17 protein-coding genes and 2 pseudogenes are annotated in these 17256 nt (G+C 59.3%); 7 read left to right on the forward strand and 12 right to left on the reverse strand.

Annotation, left to right across the window (positions count from 1 at the left end; translation table 11 throughout):
- Nucleotides 1-3: 3 nt before the first annotated feature.
- The 3 genes from N2597_RS23150 to N2597_RS23160 are packed head-to-tail and all read left to right on the forward strand — an operon-like array spanning nt 4 to nt 3578.
- Entirely contained in the window at nt 4-1320 is a 1317-nt protein-coding gene (locus tag N2597_RS23150; protein WP_183599429.1) for an NAD(P)/FAD-dependent oxidoreductase, read from the forward strand.
- A complete protein-coding gene (locus N2597_RS23155) occupies nt 1310-3193 on the forward strand; it encodes an adenylate/guanylate cyclase domain-containing protein (protein WP_052272702.1) in 1884 nt (627 codons plus the stop codon). Before N2597_RS23150 ends, N2597_RS23155 begins: the two co-directional genes overlap by 11 nt.
- Nucleotides 3183-3578, forward strand: coding sequence for a DUF3307 domain-containing protein (locus N2597_RS23160; RefSeq protein ID WP_040112706.1), 396 nt, complete (start codon nt 3183-3185; stop codon nt 3576-3578). Before N2597_RS23155 ends, N2597_RS23160 begins: the two co-directional genes overlap by 11 nt.
- Nucleotides 3579-3644: 66 nt before the next feature.
- On the opposite strand, the pseudogene N2597_RS23165 reads toward N2597_RS23160, so the two are convergent.
- Nucleotides 3645-4172, reverse strand: a pseudogene (locus tag N2597_RS23165) (IS6 family transposase); the annotation flags it as partial.
- A 70-nt stretch (nt 4173-4242) separates the two neighbouring features.
- On the opposite strand from N2597_RS23165, the gene N2597_RS23170 reads away from it, so the two are divergent.
- Complete coding sequence (locus N2597_RS23170) at nt 4243-5337, forward strand: nucleotidyltransferase family protein (RefSeq protein ID WP_040112707.1); 1095 nt, start codon at nt 4243-4245, stop codon at nt 5335-5337.
- Nucleotides 5338-5579: 242 nt separating this feature from the next.
- Here N2597_RS23170 and soxR read toward each other — a convergent pair whose 3' ends face one another.
- Nucleotides 5580-6014 (reverse strand): redox-sensitive transcriptional activator SoxR, encoded by a 435-nt coding sequence (gene soxR / locus N2597_RS23175; protein WP_010059864.1) that lies wholly within the window; start codon nt 6012-6014, stop codon nt 5580-5582.
- 85 nt (nt 6015-6099) lie between these two features.
- Between soxR and N2597_RS23180 the strand changes: the two genes are divergently transcribed.
- Together N2597_RS23180 and N2597_RS23185 are read left to right on the forward strand one after the other, a co-directional pair.
- The gene (locus N2597_RS23180) at nt 6100-6822 is read left to right on the forward strand and encodes an SDR family NAD(P)-dependent oxidoreductase (RefSeq protein WP_052272703.1); all 723 of its coding nucleotides are present in this window, start codon (nt 6100-6102) and stop codon (nt 6820-6822) included.
- Complete coding sequence (locus N2597_RS23185; protein WP_040112708.1) at nt 6819-7865, forward strand: S-adenosylmethionine:tRNA ribosyltransferase-isomerase; 1047 nt, start codon at nt 6819-6821, stop codon at nt 7863-7865. The genes N2597_RS23180 and N2597_RS23185 overlap by 4 nt, the downstream gene beginning before the upstream one ends.
- A 380-nt stretch (nt 7866-8245) precedes the next feature.
- On the opposite strand, the gene N2597_RS23190 is transcribed toward N2597_RS23185, so the two are convergent.
- The 10 genes and pseudogenes from N2597_RS23190 to N2597_RS23235 form a co-directional block, all read right to left on the reverse strand.
- Nucleotides 8246-8548 (reverse strand): DUF982 domain-containing protein, encoded by a 303-nt coding sequence (locus N2597_RS23190; protein WP_020919986.1) that lies wholly within the window; start codon nt 8546-8548, stop codon nt 8246-8248.
- Nucleotides 8549-8884: 336 nt separating this feature from the next.
- Nucleotides 8885-10714 carry an ATP-dependent zinc metalloprotease FtsH gene (gene ftsH / locus N2597_RS23195; protein WP_210201889.1) on the reverse strand — a complete coding sequence of 610 codons (1830 nt, stop codon included), beginning with the start codon at nt 10712-10714 and terminating at the stop codon, nt 8885-8887.
- A 14-nt stretch (nt 10715-10728) separates the two neighbouring features.
- Nucleotides 10729-12114 (reverse strand): DegQ family serine endoprotease, encoded by a 1386-nt coding sequence (locus tag N2597_RS23200; RefSeq protein WP_040112709.1) that lies wholly within the window; start codon nt 12112-12114, stop codon nt 10729-10731.
- An 87-nt stretch (nt 12115-12201) separates the two neighbouring features.
- Nucleotides 12202-12550 (reverse strand): annotated as a pseudogene (locus tag N2597_RS23205) (SPW repeat protein).
- Nucleotides 12551-12593: 43 nt separating this feature from the next.
- A complete protein-coding gene (locus N2597_RS23210; protein ID WP_040112710.1) occupies nt 12594-12911 on the reverse strand; it encodes a DNA-directed RNA polymerase subunit omega in 318 nt (105 codons plus the stop codon).
- A 9-nt stretch (nt 12912-12920) separates the two neighbouring features.
- Nucleotides 12921-13676: an NADH dehydrogenase ubiquinone Fe-S protein 4 gene (locus N2597_RS23215; RefSeq protein WP_040113143.1), complete on the reverse strand. Its 756-nt coding sequence runs from the start codon at nt 13674-13676 to the stop codon at nt 12921-12923.
- Nucleotides 13677-13748: 72 nt separating this feature from the next.
- The gene (locus N2597_RS23220) at nt 13749-14258 is read right to left on the reverse strand and encodes an Hsp20/alpha crystallin family protein (protein ID WP_009994705.1); all 510 of its coding nucleotides are present in this window, start codon (nt 14256-14258) and stop codon (nt 13749-13751) included.
- 84 nt (nt 14259-14342) lie between these two features.
- Complete coding sequence (locus N2597_RS23225) at nt 14343-14819, reverse strand: Hsp20 family protein (protein WP_040112711.1); 477 nt, start codon at nt 14817-14819, stop codon at nt 14343-14345.
- A 282-nt stretch (nt 14820-15101) separates the two neighbouring features.
- A complete protein-coding gene (locus N2597_RS23230; protein ID WP_040112712.1) occupies nt 15102-15863 on the reverse strand; it encodes a Crp/Fnr family transcriptional regulator in 762 nt (253 codons plus the stop codon).
- A gap of 291 nt (nt 15864-16154) precedes the next feature.
- The gene (locus N2597_RS23235; RefSeq protein ID WP_280953894.1) at nt 16155-16289 is read right to left on the reverse strand and encodes a hypothetical protein; all 135 of its coding nucleotides are present in this window, start codon (nt 16287-16289) and stop codon (nt 16155-16157) included.
- A gap of 101 nt (nt 16290-16390) precedes the next feature.
- Between N2597_RS23235 and N2597_RS23240 the strand changes: the two genes are divergently transcribed.
- Nucleotides 16391-17101, forward strand: coding sequence for an SOS response-associated peptidase (locus N2597_RS23240; RefSeq protein ID WP_183599427.1), 711 nt, complete (start codon nt 16391-16393; stop codon nt 17099-17101).
- The last annotated feature ends 155 nt before the right edge of the window (nt 17102-17256 follow it).

Raw genomic sequence — 17256 nt, forward strand, 5'->3', positions numbered from 1 at the left:
GCCATGCGAATCACGGTAGAGGAGGCCGATAGCGGTTCGTCTGCGATCAATCGGAATGCTTTAAGGGCTACTCGCCGTCAGAAGGTGGTCATCCTCGGGGCCGGATTTGGCGGTCTTGCCGCGGCCATGGGGCTGCGGCCTGCGGATGTCGATGTGACGGTCATTGACCGGCGCAACTACCATCTGTTCCAGCCTTTGCTCTACCAGGTGGCGACAGCCGGGCTTTCTCCGGCGCAAATTGCCATGCCGATCCGCCGCATCCTCTCGCGACAAGCCAATGTCTCCGTTCTGATGGAGCGCGTCGAGGGGATCGACAAGGAGGCCCGGATCGTCAAGACGGCCAACCGCCGCATTGCTTACGACTATCTGATCATCGCGACAGGCGCCAGGCACGCCTATTTCGGCAAAGATGAATGGGCGGAGACGGCGCCCGGATTGAAGACGATCGCCGATGCGACCGAAATCCGCGCCCGTATCCTGTCGGCCTTCGAACGCGCCGAGGCTGCCGAAGATGAGGCCGACCGCGAGCGCTTTCTGACATTCGTCGTCGGCGGCGGCGGCCCGACCGGCGTTGAGCTGGCAGGCGCCATTGCCGAACTGGCGAAAAAAGTGATTGTTCGCGATTTTCGACGCATCGACTCGTCCTCCGCGCGTGTTGTCCTGGTCGAAGCCGGTGGTGTCGGCCTGCCCGCCATGCCGCCGATACTGTCTGAGAAAGCCCGGCGGCACCTGGAGATGCTTGGCGTCGAGGTACTTCTTAAGGCGGCGGTGACGCGCTGCGATGTTCAAGGGGTTACTCTTGCCGACGGGCGGGAAATTCAATCATCCTGTGTGCTATGGGCGGCCGGCGTCATGGCTTCCAAAGCAGCGAAATGGCTAGGCGTGCCCGCCGATCGCGCCGGCCGCGTCCATGCCGACCGAAATCTCAACCCGCCGGGCAACAATGACATCTTCGTGATTGGCGACACCGCGGCGGTGACGGATGAAAATGGCGGGGCAGTTCCCGGCGTCGCGCCAGCCGCCAAGCAGATGGGCGAGCACGCAGCACGCGCCATCCTCGCCGAACTTGAGGGTCGGCCCACCAGGCCGTTCCGCTATCGTGAATTTGGCCGTCTGGCGACAATCGGGCGCAAGGCGGCGGTTGCCGACTTCGGCCGAATCCGGCTGTCGGGCCTTGGTGCTTGGTTGGTGTGGAATATTGCGCATCTTTGGTTTCTTGTCGGTTTCCGCAATCGCGCCGCGGTGTTCATGGATTGGGCTCTGGCCTACATTCGCTATGATCGCAGCGCCCGGCTGATTACCGATCGCCATGAACGCTAGGGCTTTCCCACGGATTAAAATGGGACGCGCAGTCACGGCGTTGCTGTTGCTTGCAGTGTTGTCCACGGCGGCGCTTGTCCACCTGGTCTGGTATCGCGCGGCGACCCAGAATGTCGAAACGGTTGTCGCCAGCCTCGACGCCCAAAGTACCGCCGCCGTCCGCAATGCGCTGACCTCAAATCTGGCGCTGGTTTCCAGCAGCGCGGAGATCATCAGGTCAGTTTTTTCTCAGGGCGCCGTCCGGCCAGACGACGAAGTCAAGCGGGAGTTCCTGTTCCTGTCGCTGCTGCGTGAGCAGCCGGCGATCGCCTGGATCGGGTTCGGCTTCCCGGATGGCCGTTTTTTCGGCTCACACGCAATGCCGGACGGCGAGATAGAAATGGTCGAGATTGGCGCAGCGGCGCCGGGAAAGCCGCGCCCGTTGCGCCGTGATCTCTATAAGCCAATACCCGGTGATATTTTCTTCGAGAACCGCCTGAAGTCCGAAAGCGTCTACGTCTCGGAGGGTTCGCCGTGGTATCGGCGCGGCAGCATGAGCACGGAAGCGGCCTGGACTGTCGTCAGCATTTTGCCCAATGGCTTCGAGCCGGCGATTGTTGTTTCCAAAAGGGTTGAAGTCTTCAAACATTTCGAAGGCGTGGTGATGGTGGCGGTCAGCCTGAATCGGCTGTCGGCCACGCTTTCCGCACTCAAGGTTCCGAAGGGCAGCAAGGCCTTCGTCCTCACCAGAGACGATATGGTATTGGCGACATCAGAATCATCCGACGGTGTCGTGGCGGCTCATCTAAAGGATTTCCCTCCATCCGATGCTTTGGCCGCGGCGGTCGCCACCGCAGCCACCCGCGACGGGGTCGACGGCTCTAGGACGCTGGTCGACAGCAAAAGCCTCGGTCCGGTCTTCGTGTCGTCGGGCAAGTTGCCGTTCGAAGATTGGCGACTGGTCACCGCGATACCACGGGCAACCTTTGCCGGCGACATCGATGCCAATACCGAGCGCGTGATCTTCATCATTGGCGCTATCGCACTGCTCGCAGCAGTGACTGCGATCCTGTTTGCCCGAACGCTCTTCACTCGACCACTGTCCCGCCTTGCCGGACAGTTGCACCTGATCGAGAGGTTCGAACTCGAGGCCGTTGAGCACCGTCCGGCGCTGCTGGCCGAACTCGACGATTTCTCGTTCGCGCTGAAACGGATGTCGAGTGGCCTTTCCGCCTTCGCACGCTTTATGCCGATCGAGGTCGTTCGTCCGCTTGTCGATGGCGGCATCGAGCCTCGTCCAGGCGGTGAACTGAGGGAAATAACAGTCCTGTTTGCCGATTTACCTGGCTTCACGGAACTGACCGAAGAACTCGGCAGCGGCGTCGAGCCGAGCCTGACGCGCTTTCTAACCTCGTCGATCGCCGCCATTCATGCCGAGGGCGGTACGGTCGACAAATTCATCGGCGATGCGGTGATGGCAATCTGGAATGCGCCAAATGACGAACCCGATCACGCATTGCGTGCGTGTCGCGCTGCGGCGGCAATCCGTGACGCCATGCACGCCATGCCTCCTATCGCGCCGAAGCACGATGCCATTCGCGTGCGTATCGGCATCAATAGTGGCGTGGCGCTTGTCGGCAATATTGGCTCAGCAGAAAGGCTGAGCTACACGGCGATCGGCGACGTCGTCAATCTCGCGAGCCGGCTCGTCGGCGCCGCGAAGGAGAAGGGCGTGGAGATCGCGTTGAGCGACGAAACGTTCCGGAGGGCGCGAGGCCATCTCCATGCAAGATTGTTGGGAGCAGTAAACATCCGAGGAAAGGCTGCGTCGGTTTGCGTGCATACGATCGATCCAGGCATTGATCGGGAGCAGGTAGCGCGACATGGCGATTGACTGGCTCCTTCTGATCACGCTGGTTTGGCTGCAGACCAAACATTTTGTGGCTGATTACGTGCTACAGCCCGCCTGGATCATCGATGGCAAAGGGGATCTCAGGAAACCTGGGGGGTATGTCCACGCAGCCATTCACGCGGCCGCCACCATGCCAATCCTGTGGTTATCAATGCCATACCTGACATGGACAGTCGCTGTTGTTACCGGCGAGTTTCTCATTCATTTTCTGATCGATCATCTCAAAGCCGTTTATGGTCGCCGTCATCCTTGTCCGATGAATGCGCGTTCATTCTGGATGCTGCACGGTGGCGATCAACTCGCTCATCATCTGACCTATTCGACGATTTTGACTGTGGTGGCTTGGCAAAGTTACTTCAACGTTTGAAAAGAGGCCAAGGGCGTGTCGCAAAGCTGGCGGTAGATTGCTTTGAGCCGAGATATCCCCAACTCTTCACGCTTTGTTAACCTCTTGAAGTCCGAAGAGGCGCGAGAGCAGATTGTTCCGGTCGTTGACCGTCCACTCGCCGGAAAAGCCAAAGCCCTTCCGCAACTACAGCATCGCTTCGAACCCGGCAATCGTCCAGCGCGCGGTGTTGAAGGACTGGAAGCCGCCGATCTTCGGCATGTTTTTCTTCACGCGGAAGTAGTCGCTCTCGATGCCTTGTTGTAGATGCTTGGTGATATAGTGGACTGGATCCGGCCTGAGAAGCCCATCCTCCACGGACGTCTTGATCGTTAAGGGTAAGGTATTGGCGTCATCCGTGCCGATCTTTTCCGGTGAGAGCAATGGTTCGTCCTTGAGCATCTTACGAAAGAAGCGATTAGCAGCATCGAGGTCGCGTCTCGCGGTGAGCAGGAAATCGATGGGATTGCCGTGTTTGTCGATGGCGCGGTACAGATAATACCACTTCCCGCGGATTTTCACGTAGATCTCGTCAATCCGAAATGAGCCGCAGTGTGGCCGACGAAACTGGGGCAGCCAATCTTGCGGCGTATCCTCACGACCGTTATACTGTTTTTGAAAAACAGTATAACACTGGAGTCGAGCTATGAAGTCCATCGACCTCATGTATCAGACGATGCTCGCCGAGCTCGGTCAGCGCTCGCTCGACGCCGCTTGGACGGCCGATTTCCCTCCGGAGGGTCGGTTCACCCCCGCAAACATCAAGGGGCGCAAGTACTGGTATTTCGACATCCCGGATGGACATGGTGGTACGAAACGTCGTTACGTCGGTTCCGCTGATGATCCGGTTATCGCACAGCGCGTAGCTGATCATAAGCGGGACAAGGACGATCTACGCGCTCGCAGGCGCTTGGTAAATACCCTGACCCGCGAAGGCGGGATGATCGCCCCTGACGCCATGTCGGGCGATATCGTCGAGGCTCTTGCCGATGGCGGTCTCTTTCGGCTCCGGGGTATTCTGATAGGCACGGTGGCCTTTCAGTGCTATTCAGGGCTGCTGGGCGTCCGTCTTCCCATGGCTGCGATCCTGACCGGCGATGCTGACATCGCCCAGGACTATGCCATCAGTCGGGAGGTTGAAGATAGTCTGCCTCCGATCCTTGAGTTGCTGCAGGGCGTCGACGCCAGCTTTCGTCCAGTTCCACATCGATCGGGAGCCGCGGTCTCGTCAGCGTTTCAGAATGCCGACGGCTACAGGGTTGAGTTCCTGACGTCGAACCGTGGTTCGGATGACTACATCGATCAGCCGGCAAAGATGCCCGCTCTTGATGGCGCCAGCGCGGATCCACTGCGCTTTCTCGACTTCCTCATAAGGGAACCCGTCAGGACGATGCTGCTCCACCGAAGCGGTGTTCCGGTCGTCGTCCCTGATCCGTCCCGGTATGCCGTCCACAAGCTAATAGTCGCCAGCCGCCGAAACACCGACGGGCAGGGGCCGGCGAAGCGTGAGAAGGACATCCGACAAGCTGCGCTGCTCTTCGAAGCGCTGCAACAGACAAGGCGATCTGCCGACTTGGCGCTCGTCTACAACGAAGCATGGAAGCGCGGGCCTACATGGCGAGAAGGTATTCGAACCGGGGCGGGAATGCTGCCAGCACAAGATGCCGAGCGGCTCAACACGGTCCTGACCGAGGGCGCAATAAGAAACCGCGAAGAAATTGAACTTCCGTTTGGAGAATAGGCCGTCTATCAAGGCTAAGCAGTTGATTTGATTCGAAGTGGGCGAAGACAAATGAAGATAAAATGGTGCCGACAGTTCGAGTCCGCTCAAGAGCCAGGACTATCAAGCCAAACCGCTCTTTTTCACCACGTGATGTAGGCTCTAAGCTGCGTGGGACGAGCCGGGGTCCGCGTTCATCAAGAATATCCTAAATGAGTTAGGGGAACTTGCCGGCCAAAGGCACCGCTTTGTTGGCGGCTCATTCACCCCAGCCAATACCTCGCCCCCGGCCCTTTGCGCCCTGCCACGTCAGCAGGGTTCGCCAAGCGGCATCGGTCGATCGACAGGCAGCCGCAACCGATGCATTCGCCAAGCCCGGACCGCAGGCGCTGTAACTCGGCTATGCGTTGGTCGATACGTTTTGCCCACACACTCGACAATCGCGACCAATCCCGACGTGACGGTACGCGATCGGCCGGCAGCTTGGCGAGCTCGGCGCCGATCTCCTCAAGCGTCAACCCGATCCGTTGTGCAAAGACAATGAAAGCGATCCGCCGCAATGCAGACCGGTGGTAGCGTCGATGTCCCGAGCCGGCGCGCTCGGATGCGATCAACCCACGCTCCTCATAGAAGCGCAGAGCTGATGAGGCAACGCCGCTGCGCCGCGACACGTCGGTGATGGTCAGCATCGGATCCATGCATAAATAAAAGCACGAAGCTCTCTTGACTTCAAGTTCACTTGAACTTGTAGCAGTTAGGCGTACCCATTGAAGGAGCACCGCAATGCAGGCGAATATCGATCTTCAAGGACTTCGCGTAGGGATCACCGGTGGCACTTCCGGCCTCGGACTGGCGCTTGTGCGGCAGCTTGCCAAGAAGGGTGCGAGCGTTGCCTTCGTCGCCCGCACCGCAGCGAATGTCGAACGCGTCGCAGCCGAGACGGGCGCGCACGGCATTGTCGCCGATATCGGCAAGAAGGAAGATATCTACCCGATCGCGATGCAGGTCACTGCCAACCTTGGCGAGGTCGACGTCCTGATCAACAATGCATCAAGCCTCGGTCCTGTGCCTCTGGCGCTTCTTGCTGATACGGAGTGCGAGGAGCTGGAAGCGGCGCTCGTTGTCAACCTTCTCGGCGTCTTCCGGCTGACGAAAGCCCTGTTTGGTGCGCTTGCCGCGTCCGCGGGCGAGGGCCGCGGCGCGCTTGTGATCAACATCTCCAGCGATGCGGCGGTCAACGCCTATCCCGGCTGGGGCGCATATGGCGCGAGCAAGGCAGCGCTTGCCCATTTGACGGCGATTTGGGACGCGGAGTCGAAAGGAGATGGAATAAGGTTTCTTGCCCTCGATCCTGGCGACATGGACACCCCGCTGCACGCGCTGGCGCTACCGGACGCCGATCGGTCGACCTTGAAAGATCCGGAGCTGGCCGCTGCCGAGATCATCGAAAAGATGCTCGGCGCGTTGCCGAGTCACGATGCGCTTACAGCCGGAGCCCACGCGTGATCGCCGCTGAACGCCTCGATCGGCAATCGGCCAGGCTGCTCGTCGTGGAGGCGGTCGGCACGATGCGCGACCTGCCGCGGGCTAACCTCGGGACGTTATTCGATCCTGGCGATCTGGTTGTCGCCAACGATGCCGCAACCTTGCCTGCCAGCCTGCACGGCACGCATCTCCAATGTGGAAAGACAATCGAGATCCGCTTGGCCGGCTGGCTGTCAGCTTCCGCTCCAGTCCGCTTCCTTGCGATCGTCTTCGGCTCTGGTGATCACCGCACCCGCACGGAAGATCGGCTGCCGCCGCCTGCGCTGTCATCAGGCGATCGCCTCCAGCTCGGCCCACTTGGAGCCAGGGTCGAGCGCGTTCTCGACCATCCTCGCCTTGTCGAGCTCAGCTTCGAAGGCACCCGAGCAGCCATGTTTGCAGGACTGGCGCAGCATGGCAGGCCGATCCAATACGCGCATGTTCCCGAGCCGCTGGCACTGTGGGATGTTTGGACGAGAATTGCCGCCCGGCCTGTCGCGTTCGAGGCGCCATCGGCTTCCTTCGCGCTCGACTGGCGCACACTGCAAGCTTGGCGTCGGCGCGAGATCGGTTTTGCAACACTCACGCATGCCGCGGGGATTTCTTCCACCGGCGATCCCGCGCTCGACTCGCGCCTTCCCTTCGACGAGCCGTACCACATCCCTGAATGTACCGTGGCGCAGGTAGCGCGGGCGCAGCTCAGGGGCAGCCGCATCATCGCGATCGGCACGAGCGTGGTGCGCGCCCTTGAAGCAGCCGCCAATCCCGACGGCAGCGTGCGTGCCGGAGATGGTATTGCGACAGGGCGTATCGCATGTGGCACTCCGCTCCGCGTCGTCGATGCGGTTCTCACTGGCGTCCACCAGCCCGGCGGAAGCCATTTCGAGCTGTTGCGCGCCTTCGCGGACAACGGCCTACTCGACAGCGCCTCCACCGCTCTAACTGCATGCGGTTACCGTGCGCATGAATTCGGCGATTCCATGCTGCTCAACCGTCAACCGTCACTTTATTGGCGCGAACCTTAGATGGGTAGAGCAGTTTGCATCGCCGTTCCTTGGCTGGCCCGCCGGCACTGAAGCGTCGCGTAAGGCCGGTTGGAACATCGCCGCGCTCGCGCAAGGTGGTGCTCGGCGCCATCGTGATCAATGGCAGGATTCAGCAGGAGGCCGACGTGGAACACCTCGTCGCTCAGTAGATGTTCGGTCTCTCGGCCGATCTGTCGTGCCTGCCGGGCGCGACAGTGAATTCTGGCCGCCGACCGGCTTAACAAGATTATGCGTACGCCACCGAAGGGCGTTGCACGGGCTTGAGGAAGAGCGGGCGGCCAGTTCGTCTTCCGCCGCCTCTTTCCCGGGGGCAGGGGTCGCCCGGCGCTTCAAACGGCCTCCTGTCCCCGGGTGGCGTCTTAGGGCGAAATGCGGCCGCCGCCGATTGACGTCTTGATCATCCACGCCTGAACCGCAGGCTGCTTCATCAGGATACCCTTCTTGCTGCCGAATGCTCTAACGGCATCACGCGCTACCTCAAGCGGCTTATGTCCATCGTGCGCCATGTAGCACGTCTTGAGGGTCACCTCATGGACGAGGTCTCGATCGCGCTCAGGCCAGTCTTCAAGAAAATCAATGGCGTCCGCCAAAGAGTTTATCTCCCGAACCAGACCTTGCCGTTCCTTTAGATAGACGGGGCGATTAAAAGCCTTTGAGCTCATTCCTACCTCACTGAAAACGTTGGTGATCAACAAGGATCGCGCCGGTATCCAGCGCTGAGCAAAGTTAATATCCTAGTTTTTAAATTCAACACCTTCGATGCGAAATTTTCCTGAAAGGCGCGGCGGATGACGACTTCATTCGCAAGAACGTGATCGGCCTTATCAGCTTGTTTGAATCCATCGTCGAAAATCTAAAGACGCTGGTGTTCAACCATTCATGGCCATTCGGACCCTCTGCCATTGCGACACATCCTGCAGGCAAGGAACATCAGTGACGTGTCCTCGTCACGGACGAACCGTGCGTTCGGCACCTTGCCTCTACAGATCGTTTTTCATTCAAGCGAGCTGATCAGCAGGTTCGACCAGAAGCGACTTCAATTCGGTCTCATTGAGAGTCTCTTTTTCGAGAAGAAGGCGCGCCGCCCGCTCCAGTGTCTTTTTTCGCACTTCAAGCAATCCCACCGTCCTATCGAACGCCTCATCGACAATTCTGCGGATTTGTTCGTCAATCGTTGCTGCGGTCTCGTCGGAATACTGATGTTCCTGTGGGCCGTAGAAAGGCTGGTCGTTGGAGAGCAAGGAGCGTCGGTCCTTCTCCAACGCCACATGGCCAAGCTTTTCGGTCATGCCATAGCGAGTGACCATCGCGCGAGCGATGTCGGTCACCTTGACCAGATCGTCCGCGGCGCCGGTTGAAAGATGACCATAGACGATCCACTCCGCCGCGCGGCCGCCAAGCAGGACCGCCATCTTATTCTCGAGCTCCTCGCGGGTCATGAGAAAACGATCCTCGGTGGGGCGTTGGATCGTGTAGCCGAGCGCGCCGATGCCGCGCGGAATGATGGAAACCTTGTGGACGGGATCGACGCCTGGCAAAGCCAATGCGGTCAGAGCATGACCCATCTCATGATGGGCGACGATTTCGCGCTCCTTTGGATTGAGCAGCCGGTTTCGCTTTTCGAGGCCGGCTACGATGCGCTCAACCGCGTTGTTGAAATCTTCCATGGCGACTGCATCTGCCTTGCGCCGGGTGGCCAAAAGCGTCGCCTCGTTGACAAGATTGGCAAGATCGGCGCCCGTGAACCCCGGTGTCAGGGCAGCAATCTGCTCTACCTCGACTTCCCGTTTCAGCTTCGCCTTTTTCAGATGCACCTTGAGGATCTGAATACGGCCCGCCTTGTCGGGGCGGTCGACCAATACCTGGCGGTCGAAACGCCCGGCCCGAAGGAGAGCGGGGTCGAGGATTTCCGGACGGTTGGTCGCTGCAAGCAGCACGAGACCGGTAGAAGAATCGAAGCCATCGAGCTCCACCAGAAGCTGGTTCAGCGTCTGCTCCTTCTCATCATGTCCGCCCGCCATGGGGCCAATGCCGCGAGCGCGCCCGAGGGCATCAAGTTCATCGATGAAGATGATGGCCGGCGCTTTGGCACGCGCCTGTTCGAAAAGATCGCGGACGCGAGCGGCACCGACGCCTACGAACATTTCGACGAATTCAGAGCCGGAGATCGAAAAGTACGGTACGCCGGCCTCACCTGCGACCGCTTTCGCCAGCAGGGTCTTGCCGGTCCCGGGTGGGCCGACCAGCAGAACACCCTTCGGCATGCGACCGCCAAGTCTCCCGTAGCTTGCCGGGTCTTTGAGGAAATCGACGACTTCCTTGAGTTCTTCCTTTGCCTCGTCCACGCCGGCTACGTCGTTGAAGGTCACGCCGGTGTCGGATTGGACGTAAATCCTCGCTTTGCTCTTGCCAATCTGCATCAGGCCGCCGCCGATCCCGCCGCCGATGCGCCTCAGCATGAACATCCAGACGCTGGCGAAGAGAGCTACGGGGATGAGCCAGGACAGGAGATCGCGCAGAAATGTACTTTCTATCTGGCCGGCTACGACCACGCCGTATTCTTGAAGCTGCTGAGCCAGATCCGGCTCCACACGGGTCGTGACGAAATATGCATTGTCGTTCTGAGGCTGCTTGTAGCGGCCCTGGATAAATCTGTCGGAGACGGCGACTTCGGCGATTTTTCCGGCGCGGAGGTCTGCTTCGAACTGGCTGTAGGGAATGCGCGCCACCTGCGTCGCCGTTGCAAAGAAATACTGGATCGCCATCAGAATGAAGAAGGCGGCGATCCAATACCCGATGTTAAACTGCGTTTTCTTGTTCATCTCCATGCGGCCGCTCCCTGTCACCGGATGACCAACAGCAAGCGACCGCCATCGCGGATCAATTCAAGCGCCACGATGGCTGGTCTCTCGGCGATTGTCCGTCGTAGGTCGGCGACGGAAGCAACTGGAACCCTGTTCACCGCAACGATGATATCGCCGGGTCGAAGGCCGGCGCGAGCGGCCGCGCTCCCAGACGCAAGGCTCTCGATCACCACGCCGGAGCCTCCAATCTGAGATCCGGCGCTGGATGCATCTCTCATCCTGGCCCCTTCGAGGGGCGTGCCGGAGACGTCTGGCAGCGCCTTCTCCTCGGCTTCGATCGTGACGGCGATTATCTGCTCGTCATCGCCGCGTTTCACAGTCAGACTGACCTTGCTGCCTGCGGGCGTGAGCCCGATGCGGTTTCTAAGGTCGGTTGAGCCATGGACGGGACGTCCGTCGATTGCTGTTACCACGTCTCCGGTCTTCAGCCCGGCGCGTTCGGCCGCAGAACCCGGTTCGATATTCGCGATAAGCGCGCCGCGCAGGTCGCCAAGTCTGAGAGCTTCAGCCAAGTCCGGCGTAAGATCCTGGATGCCGATGCCGAGCTTGCCGCGCTCCACCTTTCCATGGTTGGCCAACTGGTCCATGACTGAAGCCGCCATGTTGCTCGGTACCGCAAAGCCTATACCGACATTGGCTCCGGCGGGGCTGAGAATCGCGGTGTTGATACCGATCAGCTTGCCCTCGAGTGTGACCAGCGCGCCGCCGGAATTGCCCGGGTTGATTGAGGCATCGGTCTGGATAAAGTCTTCATAGCCTTCGATGTTCAGACCGCTTCGCCCCAAGGCGCTGACGATACCCGAGGTCACGGTTTGCCCAAGTCCGAACGGGTTCCCGATGGCGACGACGTAGTCCCCCACCTTAAGGGCATCGGAATCTCCGATCTGGATAGCCGTAAGATTGTGAGCGTCGATCTGGAGCAGGGCGAGATCGGTCTCCTTGTCGCTACCGATCAGTTTTGCAGAGAACCGCCGGCCGTCTTTGAGTGTGACGGAGATCTCAGTTCCCCCGTCGACGACATGGTGGTTGGTGAGCACATAACCTTTTGCGGCGTCGACGATCACGCCGGAGCCGGCGCTCATTCTGGCTCTCTGTTGCTGCTCTGGCACACCAAAGAAGCGCCTGAAAGCTGGATCGCTGTAAAGAGGGTTGTCTTCTGCCGGCGCCTTTGAAACGACTGCGATGTTGACCACACCCGGGGTGACTTGTTCAAGCATGGGGGCCAGCGTCGGCAAGCTGGAGGAAGGAGCCGCCGATGATCCCGCCGTCTCCGGTGTGGCCGGCGTGACGGTTATCAAAATGGCGCCAAGGGCAAAAGCAAGTGGGGCTACAATCCCGTGGAACCTCGGGGTGAGATCTGACATGGTCTGCTCCGTGAAATGGCTTCACCAACCAATGGGCTGTTTAACAACGGAGGGGGCCGAGGGTTCCCCGGCCCGCTTGCAATTGACTCAAGCGGTCGACAGCGAATGGTGATGGGTAAACCAGATGCTGCCGGCCGCAAGTTCCGCGACGACTATGCCGGCAATCACATGGGCCCACATGGCTGCTGTTATGGCCGAGAAGCCGAGGTCCCATGGAGCGACAAAGGCCCATATGCCCAGCCAAGATTGAGCCACTCCGCCTCATAAAAGGCATGGAGGGCTGCCGCGGCGATCACGGCTATGGTCGCGCCGGCGATTCAGGCATTCCAGGCGGATCGTTTTCTACGGTGAAACTGAGCAGCCAAGGCGATATGAAAAGCGCAAGGCCGGCAACGATATTGATGATATCGAAAGCCGTCCGATGTTCGCCGGACATGGATTCAGCATCTTTCATTCCTCCTTGTCGTTAGTTGGCAGCATCAATGGACCGCCTCGGACGATTCGGAGACGGGTGCGGCCTCGGCATGCCTGCCGCCGCCGCGGACCTGGATTGGGGGTTCGCTCGAATGAGGCGGCTTTGCCTCTGCTGGTTCGATCAGAAACAGGGCGAGTTCATCCGGCAGAAAGCTGCGCTGCGCGATCTCCGTTAGTGCAATTTCGCTCGCGGTAGCGCCCGGCATCTCAAGCCTCGGCTCCGCTCCTCGATTGAGTGAACGGCTGCGCGCGGCCGCTGCCACCGCCAGTGCGAACCTGTTCGCCAGAACTCTCTCGCAGTCGAATACATTCAACGGATCCATGGCTGCACCTTACGCGGCGTTTTGCTCAGTCGCGGGCTGAGGATCCAGATGCTTGGCATCCCGTTCGAGCGCCAGCATCGCCTGCTCAACCTCTTCGAGGCGCGAAGGCCGATTGTTCTCTGGCATGCCCTCGTTGGTCGCCTGATCGATCAGGTACTCGGTCCAGGCCCAGTTCATCAGGATCGAACGCTTCTTCTCAAGCGACAGCGTTGGATCTCGAACGACGTCGATGGGCGCCGTCCCTGCCGCAGTACCAGGAGCATCGTTGCGGTTGGCCGCCTCGTCTAACGCCTGTTCATAACTCGCCTGAAGCTCCGTCAGACCAAGCTGCTCCAACGTCGCGTCGGAGAAGGCGTGAGAAGGCCGGTCGGATTGCGCGTAGGTTCTCCGCTTCGGCGGAACGGCCGCCTTGCTCGCCAGACGTTTAACGATGTATGTCAGACCCTGGCGTTCGGCGTAGCGGATCGCGGATTGAAGGGTCGGAAACTCCAACTCCACTTGGGGGAGTGTGTCAGTACAGCCCGTGTAGCCCATCAGCGGCTCGATGAACTGCGCTTTCCGGTGTTCAAAGACAAGCCGCCAGCCTGTCGTTCGCGCTTTGCCCGATGTCATTGTGGAGCGCGATGGCTTGAAGATGCGGGCAATGGCATCCTCGGGAAATACGGAGCGTCCAATAGCCATAGACTTCCGCCGGTTATCATTCGAGGGCCGGATATCGGACATCGGTCCCGTACCTGAATGATGCATCTCCCTAATCAACTCCATCATTTTATCCCTCCTTGTTGGCGAGAATGCCGGCGGCCGCCACAAGGCCGACCGCCGGGTGGTGTGGACCCACTAGCTCTTGACGGCGATTCGCTTGACCTGTGACTGCGCCTTCTCGGTCTTAGGCAGAGTGACGGTCAGAACGCCGTTCTTGAAGGTGGCGTCGACCTGGTCCTCCTTGACCTCGGTGCCGAGCGGAATGCGCCGCTCGAAACGGCCATAGTGGCGCTCCGAGAACTGCTTCTCCTTGTCCTCCGTTTCCGACCGCTTTTCACCCTTCAGCGTCAGCACGCCGTCATCGAGGAAGATCTCGATGTCCTTTTCCTCAAGGCCGGGTACTTCGGCCGTCACCTTGATTTCCTTGTCGGTGTCGGAGATCTCGACACTCGGCCAGCCGGCGCCAAAGTCGCTGGCGCCGCGAAGAGACGGCAGGCTGGAGCCGAAGCCGCGAAAAACGTCGTCGAAAAGCCGGTTGACCTCGCGGTGGAGCGACAGGAAGGGATCGCGGTCGTCGTCGCGAAGGAGACTCGGCACCTGATTGCCGTTGTTGCGGCCCCAGGGAATCAAATCACGAACACTCATGGTTTTCTCCTTTCTCGTGGTTGCGCAAGATCTTCCGCCGGCACCGGGCTTGGCCCGGCGCCGTCGGAATTCATCACGGAAGTGTTAGGCCGCTTGTTCCCTGGCTTCGATTTGCTTGGTCTCGGCCTTCGGCATTGCGTGACCACTTCCGATCTCGATCTGGCGCGGCTTCATCTCTTCAGGAATTTCGCGTTTGAGATCGATGGTCAGCAGACCGTTGACCAGACCGGCGTCGACAACCTTGACATGATCGGCCAGTTCGAACCGGCGCTGGAATGAGCTTCCGGCAATGCCGCGATGCAAATATTGCACATCTTCGCCGTTCGCCTTCTGCCCCGATACGATGAGCAAGTTCTGCTCTTGAGTAATCGCCAGTTCGTCCTGCGAGAAGCCCGCCACTGCCATAGCAATCCGGTAATCATCCTCACCGATTTTGATGATGTCGTAGGGCGGCCAATTGTCGTTTGTCTCGGCGTGGCGTGCAGCCTCAAGCGCGTTCAGCATCCGCTCGAAGCCGATGCTCGACCGAAACAGGGGAGCGAAATCGAGGTTTGTCCTCATAGCCATATCCTCCTTGCAAGCAACATGGATACAAGGAGACGCCAAGAGCGCTTGGCGTCTCCTGGACCTTTGTGTCGATCCCTATTTGGCAATCGACAACACTGATATAATTCAGCATCTTATGGGTTCAAGAGCGCAGAACTCGCGGGAAGAAAACGCCGGCGGCGCCACGCGCACCGAACTTGCCAGGACGTTTGGATGGGTCAGTGATGACGAAGGCCGTGCACCGATTGGACGTGCAGCCGAACCGCGCGATTCGGCAACAACAAATTTCCAGCCGTATCAGCGTGACCAGCCCGCTCCGCTCAATTTTGGCGGTCTCTCCCGGCTCGCCAGCTCCGATCCGATCAGTCGTTCGTATTCTGCCTCGGGGACACCGTAGGATGCGCCAGCAACCTCAAGGAGGATTCGACGATCCACGATATGGACGTTGCCTCGCGTCGACTTGATGGCCCGCATACCTTCAAGGATGTGCAATTGAACCGTGACGCCGGCACGCCTAACTCCCAGCATCAATGCGAGGAAGTCGTGCGTAAGCGGCATGTCGTCCACGATAAGACGGTCATGACACATCAGCAGCCAGCGGGCCAAGCGCTGGTGCACGTGGTATCTTGCCGCCGCTAATGCAGAGTAAGCCAGCTGCAGCTCCCGAGTGTGGATGTAGCGCAGAAACAAGAGGTGAGCTTCCGGGTTGTCCTGGAGTGAGAGAAATCGGCTGACGGACAACTTAAGCCCCGATCCGGCGACCTGCATGAAGGTGCGGTTCGGCGTTCGATCAATACCGAGGAGCACAGGATAGCCGCTGATACCTTCATACCCAATATTGCCAACTTCGAGACTGTTGCCGTCCGCGCTTGAAGTAACCATCGAAGCCAGGCCGCTCTCGATGAAATGAACATGCTCGATCGGTTTGTTGGCTTCGACCAACGGGGTGCCTGTCGGCAGATCGACGTGTCGCAAATAAGCGGCGACGAGCCTGAATGCCTCATCAGGAAGGCAGCGTATCAACCTGTTTGTTGCCCTTTCTTGGAAGATTTCTGCCATAGCCTCGCCTCCTCGATGCTGACGGCTTGCTTCATTATTCCTTCGTGCAAATACATGCTGACCTTCTCGTTAAACGTACAAGGGAGGGATTCGTTACGATTTTCTTTAAGTTCTGTGCACTCTGGTACGATTCCTAGCCGAAGACTTTGGATTCGCTGGTCTGAAGGTACACAGGGCTGCGGAATGACTGCTGCAATCAGAAGCGCACTCTCGGCCAATGCGATACGCCGATGGCCTGAGCAGGTTGAACGTCGAGATATAAGCCTTCGAAATCGTGATGCATTGGCGTGGTCAATAGGCACTGACCTTCATTTTCAGGCTTGCCGCCGCGCCGGGGTAGCGCCCAAGTTCGAGTGCCTGAACGGAGTTCATGTGCGGCAAGCGATCATGGCCGAGAATATCCGAGCCCTGAGCAAAGAGGGTCACCAGGCTGTGCCGAGACGCTGCCGAGCCTTATTTTAGTCGATATTGACTGATGATTCATCGGCGCCACTTATCGAACGTCCGATCCGATACGAGACCCGCCCATGTGTCGCCGCATCTACATTGACAAATCGTTTGACGAACTGGCAGAAGCTTTCAGCTTTGCTGAGCGGGGCAAGGTTTACGACCTGGGGGAACGCCTCCCTCGTTACAACGGCCCTCCCGCCGAAGTTTATCACATCATCATTCAGAACTTGGAACTCGATTGTGTTCGGCCAAAGCCTGCCTTTGCCATCGCTCGCTGGGGCCTCATTCCGTCATGGATGGAACGACCGCGTCACCAGCTGCCTGCCCTCGCGCCTCGTGAAGAGATAGCCTCGAATGAGATATTCCGAGACGCTTACCGGTCGCGTCGCTGCCTGGTGCCGGTCAGCGGCTTTTTTGAATGGCAGGCCGGGACTTACAAGAAGCAGCCCTACGCTGTCGCTATGAAGGACCGTTCGATGTTCGCGCTGGCGGGCATCTGGGAAGAATGGCGCCACCCGGCCGGCATCGATATCCGGAGCTTCGCCGTCGTCACCTGCCAATCAAACGAGATGATCTCGGCAGTCTACAACCGTATGCCAGTTGTTCTTCGTCCCGAGGATTACGAGCGTTGGCTGTCTCCGGATCCAGACCCACGCGGAATTATGAAACCGTTTGATGCCAGAGCGATGAGGATGTGGCCGATCGCGCGCCGCGTAAGCACCGCCAGAAGAATTGGGCCTGAGGCCCTACGTCGGGTTGATCTCAGCACAAGGCCAGCGCCACAGTAGGATTAGTAAGTTCAGGTAAATTGACGATTTTATGGACTATGTCATCCTTCTACCTGCCGCTCCCCTCGGTGCGGCATCCCTGATAGGGTCGCATCAGACTGGTAAGAAATGCCCCGTCCTGGCGGGGCATTTCGCTGTTTGGGGCTTGGGCGTCG

Source organism: Rhizobium sophoriradicis (genome assembly GCF_025200795.1).
Classification (GTDB): Bacteria; Pseudomonadota; Alphaproteobacteria; order Rhizobiales; family Rhizobiaceae; genus Rhizobium; species Rhizobium sophoriradicis.

Coding starts and splice junctions, on each gene's coding strand:
- N2597_RS23150 (WP_183599429.1), top strand. CDS start 4: ATGCGAATCACGGTAGAGGAGGCCGATAGCGGTTCGTCTGCGATCAAT.
- N2597_RS23155 (WP_052272702.1), top strand. CDS start 1,310: ATGAACGCTAGGGCTTTCCCACGGATTAAAATGGGACGCGCAGTCACG.
- N2597_RS23160 (WP_040112706.1), top strand. CDS start 3,183: ATGGCGATTGACTGGCTCCTTCTGATCACGCTGGTTTGGCTGCAGACC.
- N2597_RS23170 (WP_040112707.1), top strand. CDS start 4,243: ATGAAGTCCATCGACCTCATGTATCAGACGATGCTCGCCGAGCTCGGT.
- soxR (WP_010059864.1), bottom strand. CDS start 6,014: ATGGATCCGATGCTGACCATCACCGACGTGTCGCGGCGCAGCGGCGTT.
- N2597_RS23180 (WP_052272703.1), top strand. CDS start 6,100: ATGCAGGCGAATATCGATCTTCAAGGACTTCGCGTAGGGATCACCGGT.
- N2597_RS23190 (WP_020919986.1), bottom strand. CDS start 8,548: ATGAGCTCAAAGGCTTTTAATCGCCCCGTCTATCTAAAGGAACGGCAA.
- ftsH (WP_210201889.1), bottom strand. CDS start 10,714: ATGGAGATGAACAAGAAAACGCAGTTTAACATCGGGTATTGGATCGCC.
- N2597_RS23200 (WP_040112709.1), bottom strand. CDS start 12,114: ATGTCAGATCTCACCCCGAGGTTCCACGGGATTGTAGCCCCACTTGCT.
- N2597_RS23210 (WP_040112710.1), bottom strand. CDS start 12,911: ATGGATCCGTTGAATGTATTCGACTGCGAGAGAGTTCTGGCGAACAGG.
- N2597_RS23215 (WP_040113143.1), bottom strand. CDS start 13,676: ATGGAGTTGATTAGGGAGATGCATCATTCAGGTACGGGACCGATGTCC.
- N2597_RS23220 (WP_009994705.1), bottom strand. CDS start 14,258: ATGAGTGTTCGTGATTTGATTCCCTGGGGCCGCAACAACGGCAATCAG.
- N2597_RS23225 (WP_040112711.1), bottom strand. CDS start 14,819: ATGAGGACAAACCTCGATTTCGCTCCCCTGTTTCGGTCGAGCATCGGC.
- N2597_RS23230 (WP_040112712.1), bottom strand. CDS start 15,863: ATGGCAGAAATCTTCCAAGAAAGGGCAACAAACAGGTTGATACGCTGC.
- N2597_RS23240 (WP_183599427.1), top strand. CDS start 16,391: ATGTGTCGCCGCATCTACATTGACAAATCGTTTGACGAACTGGCAGAA.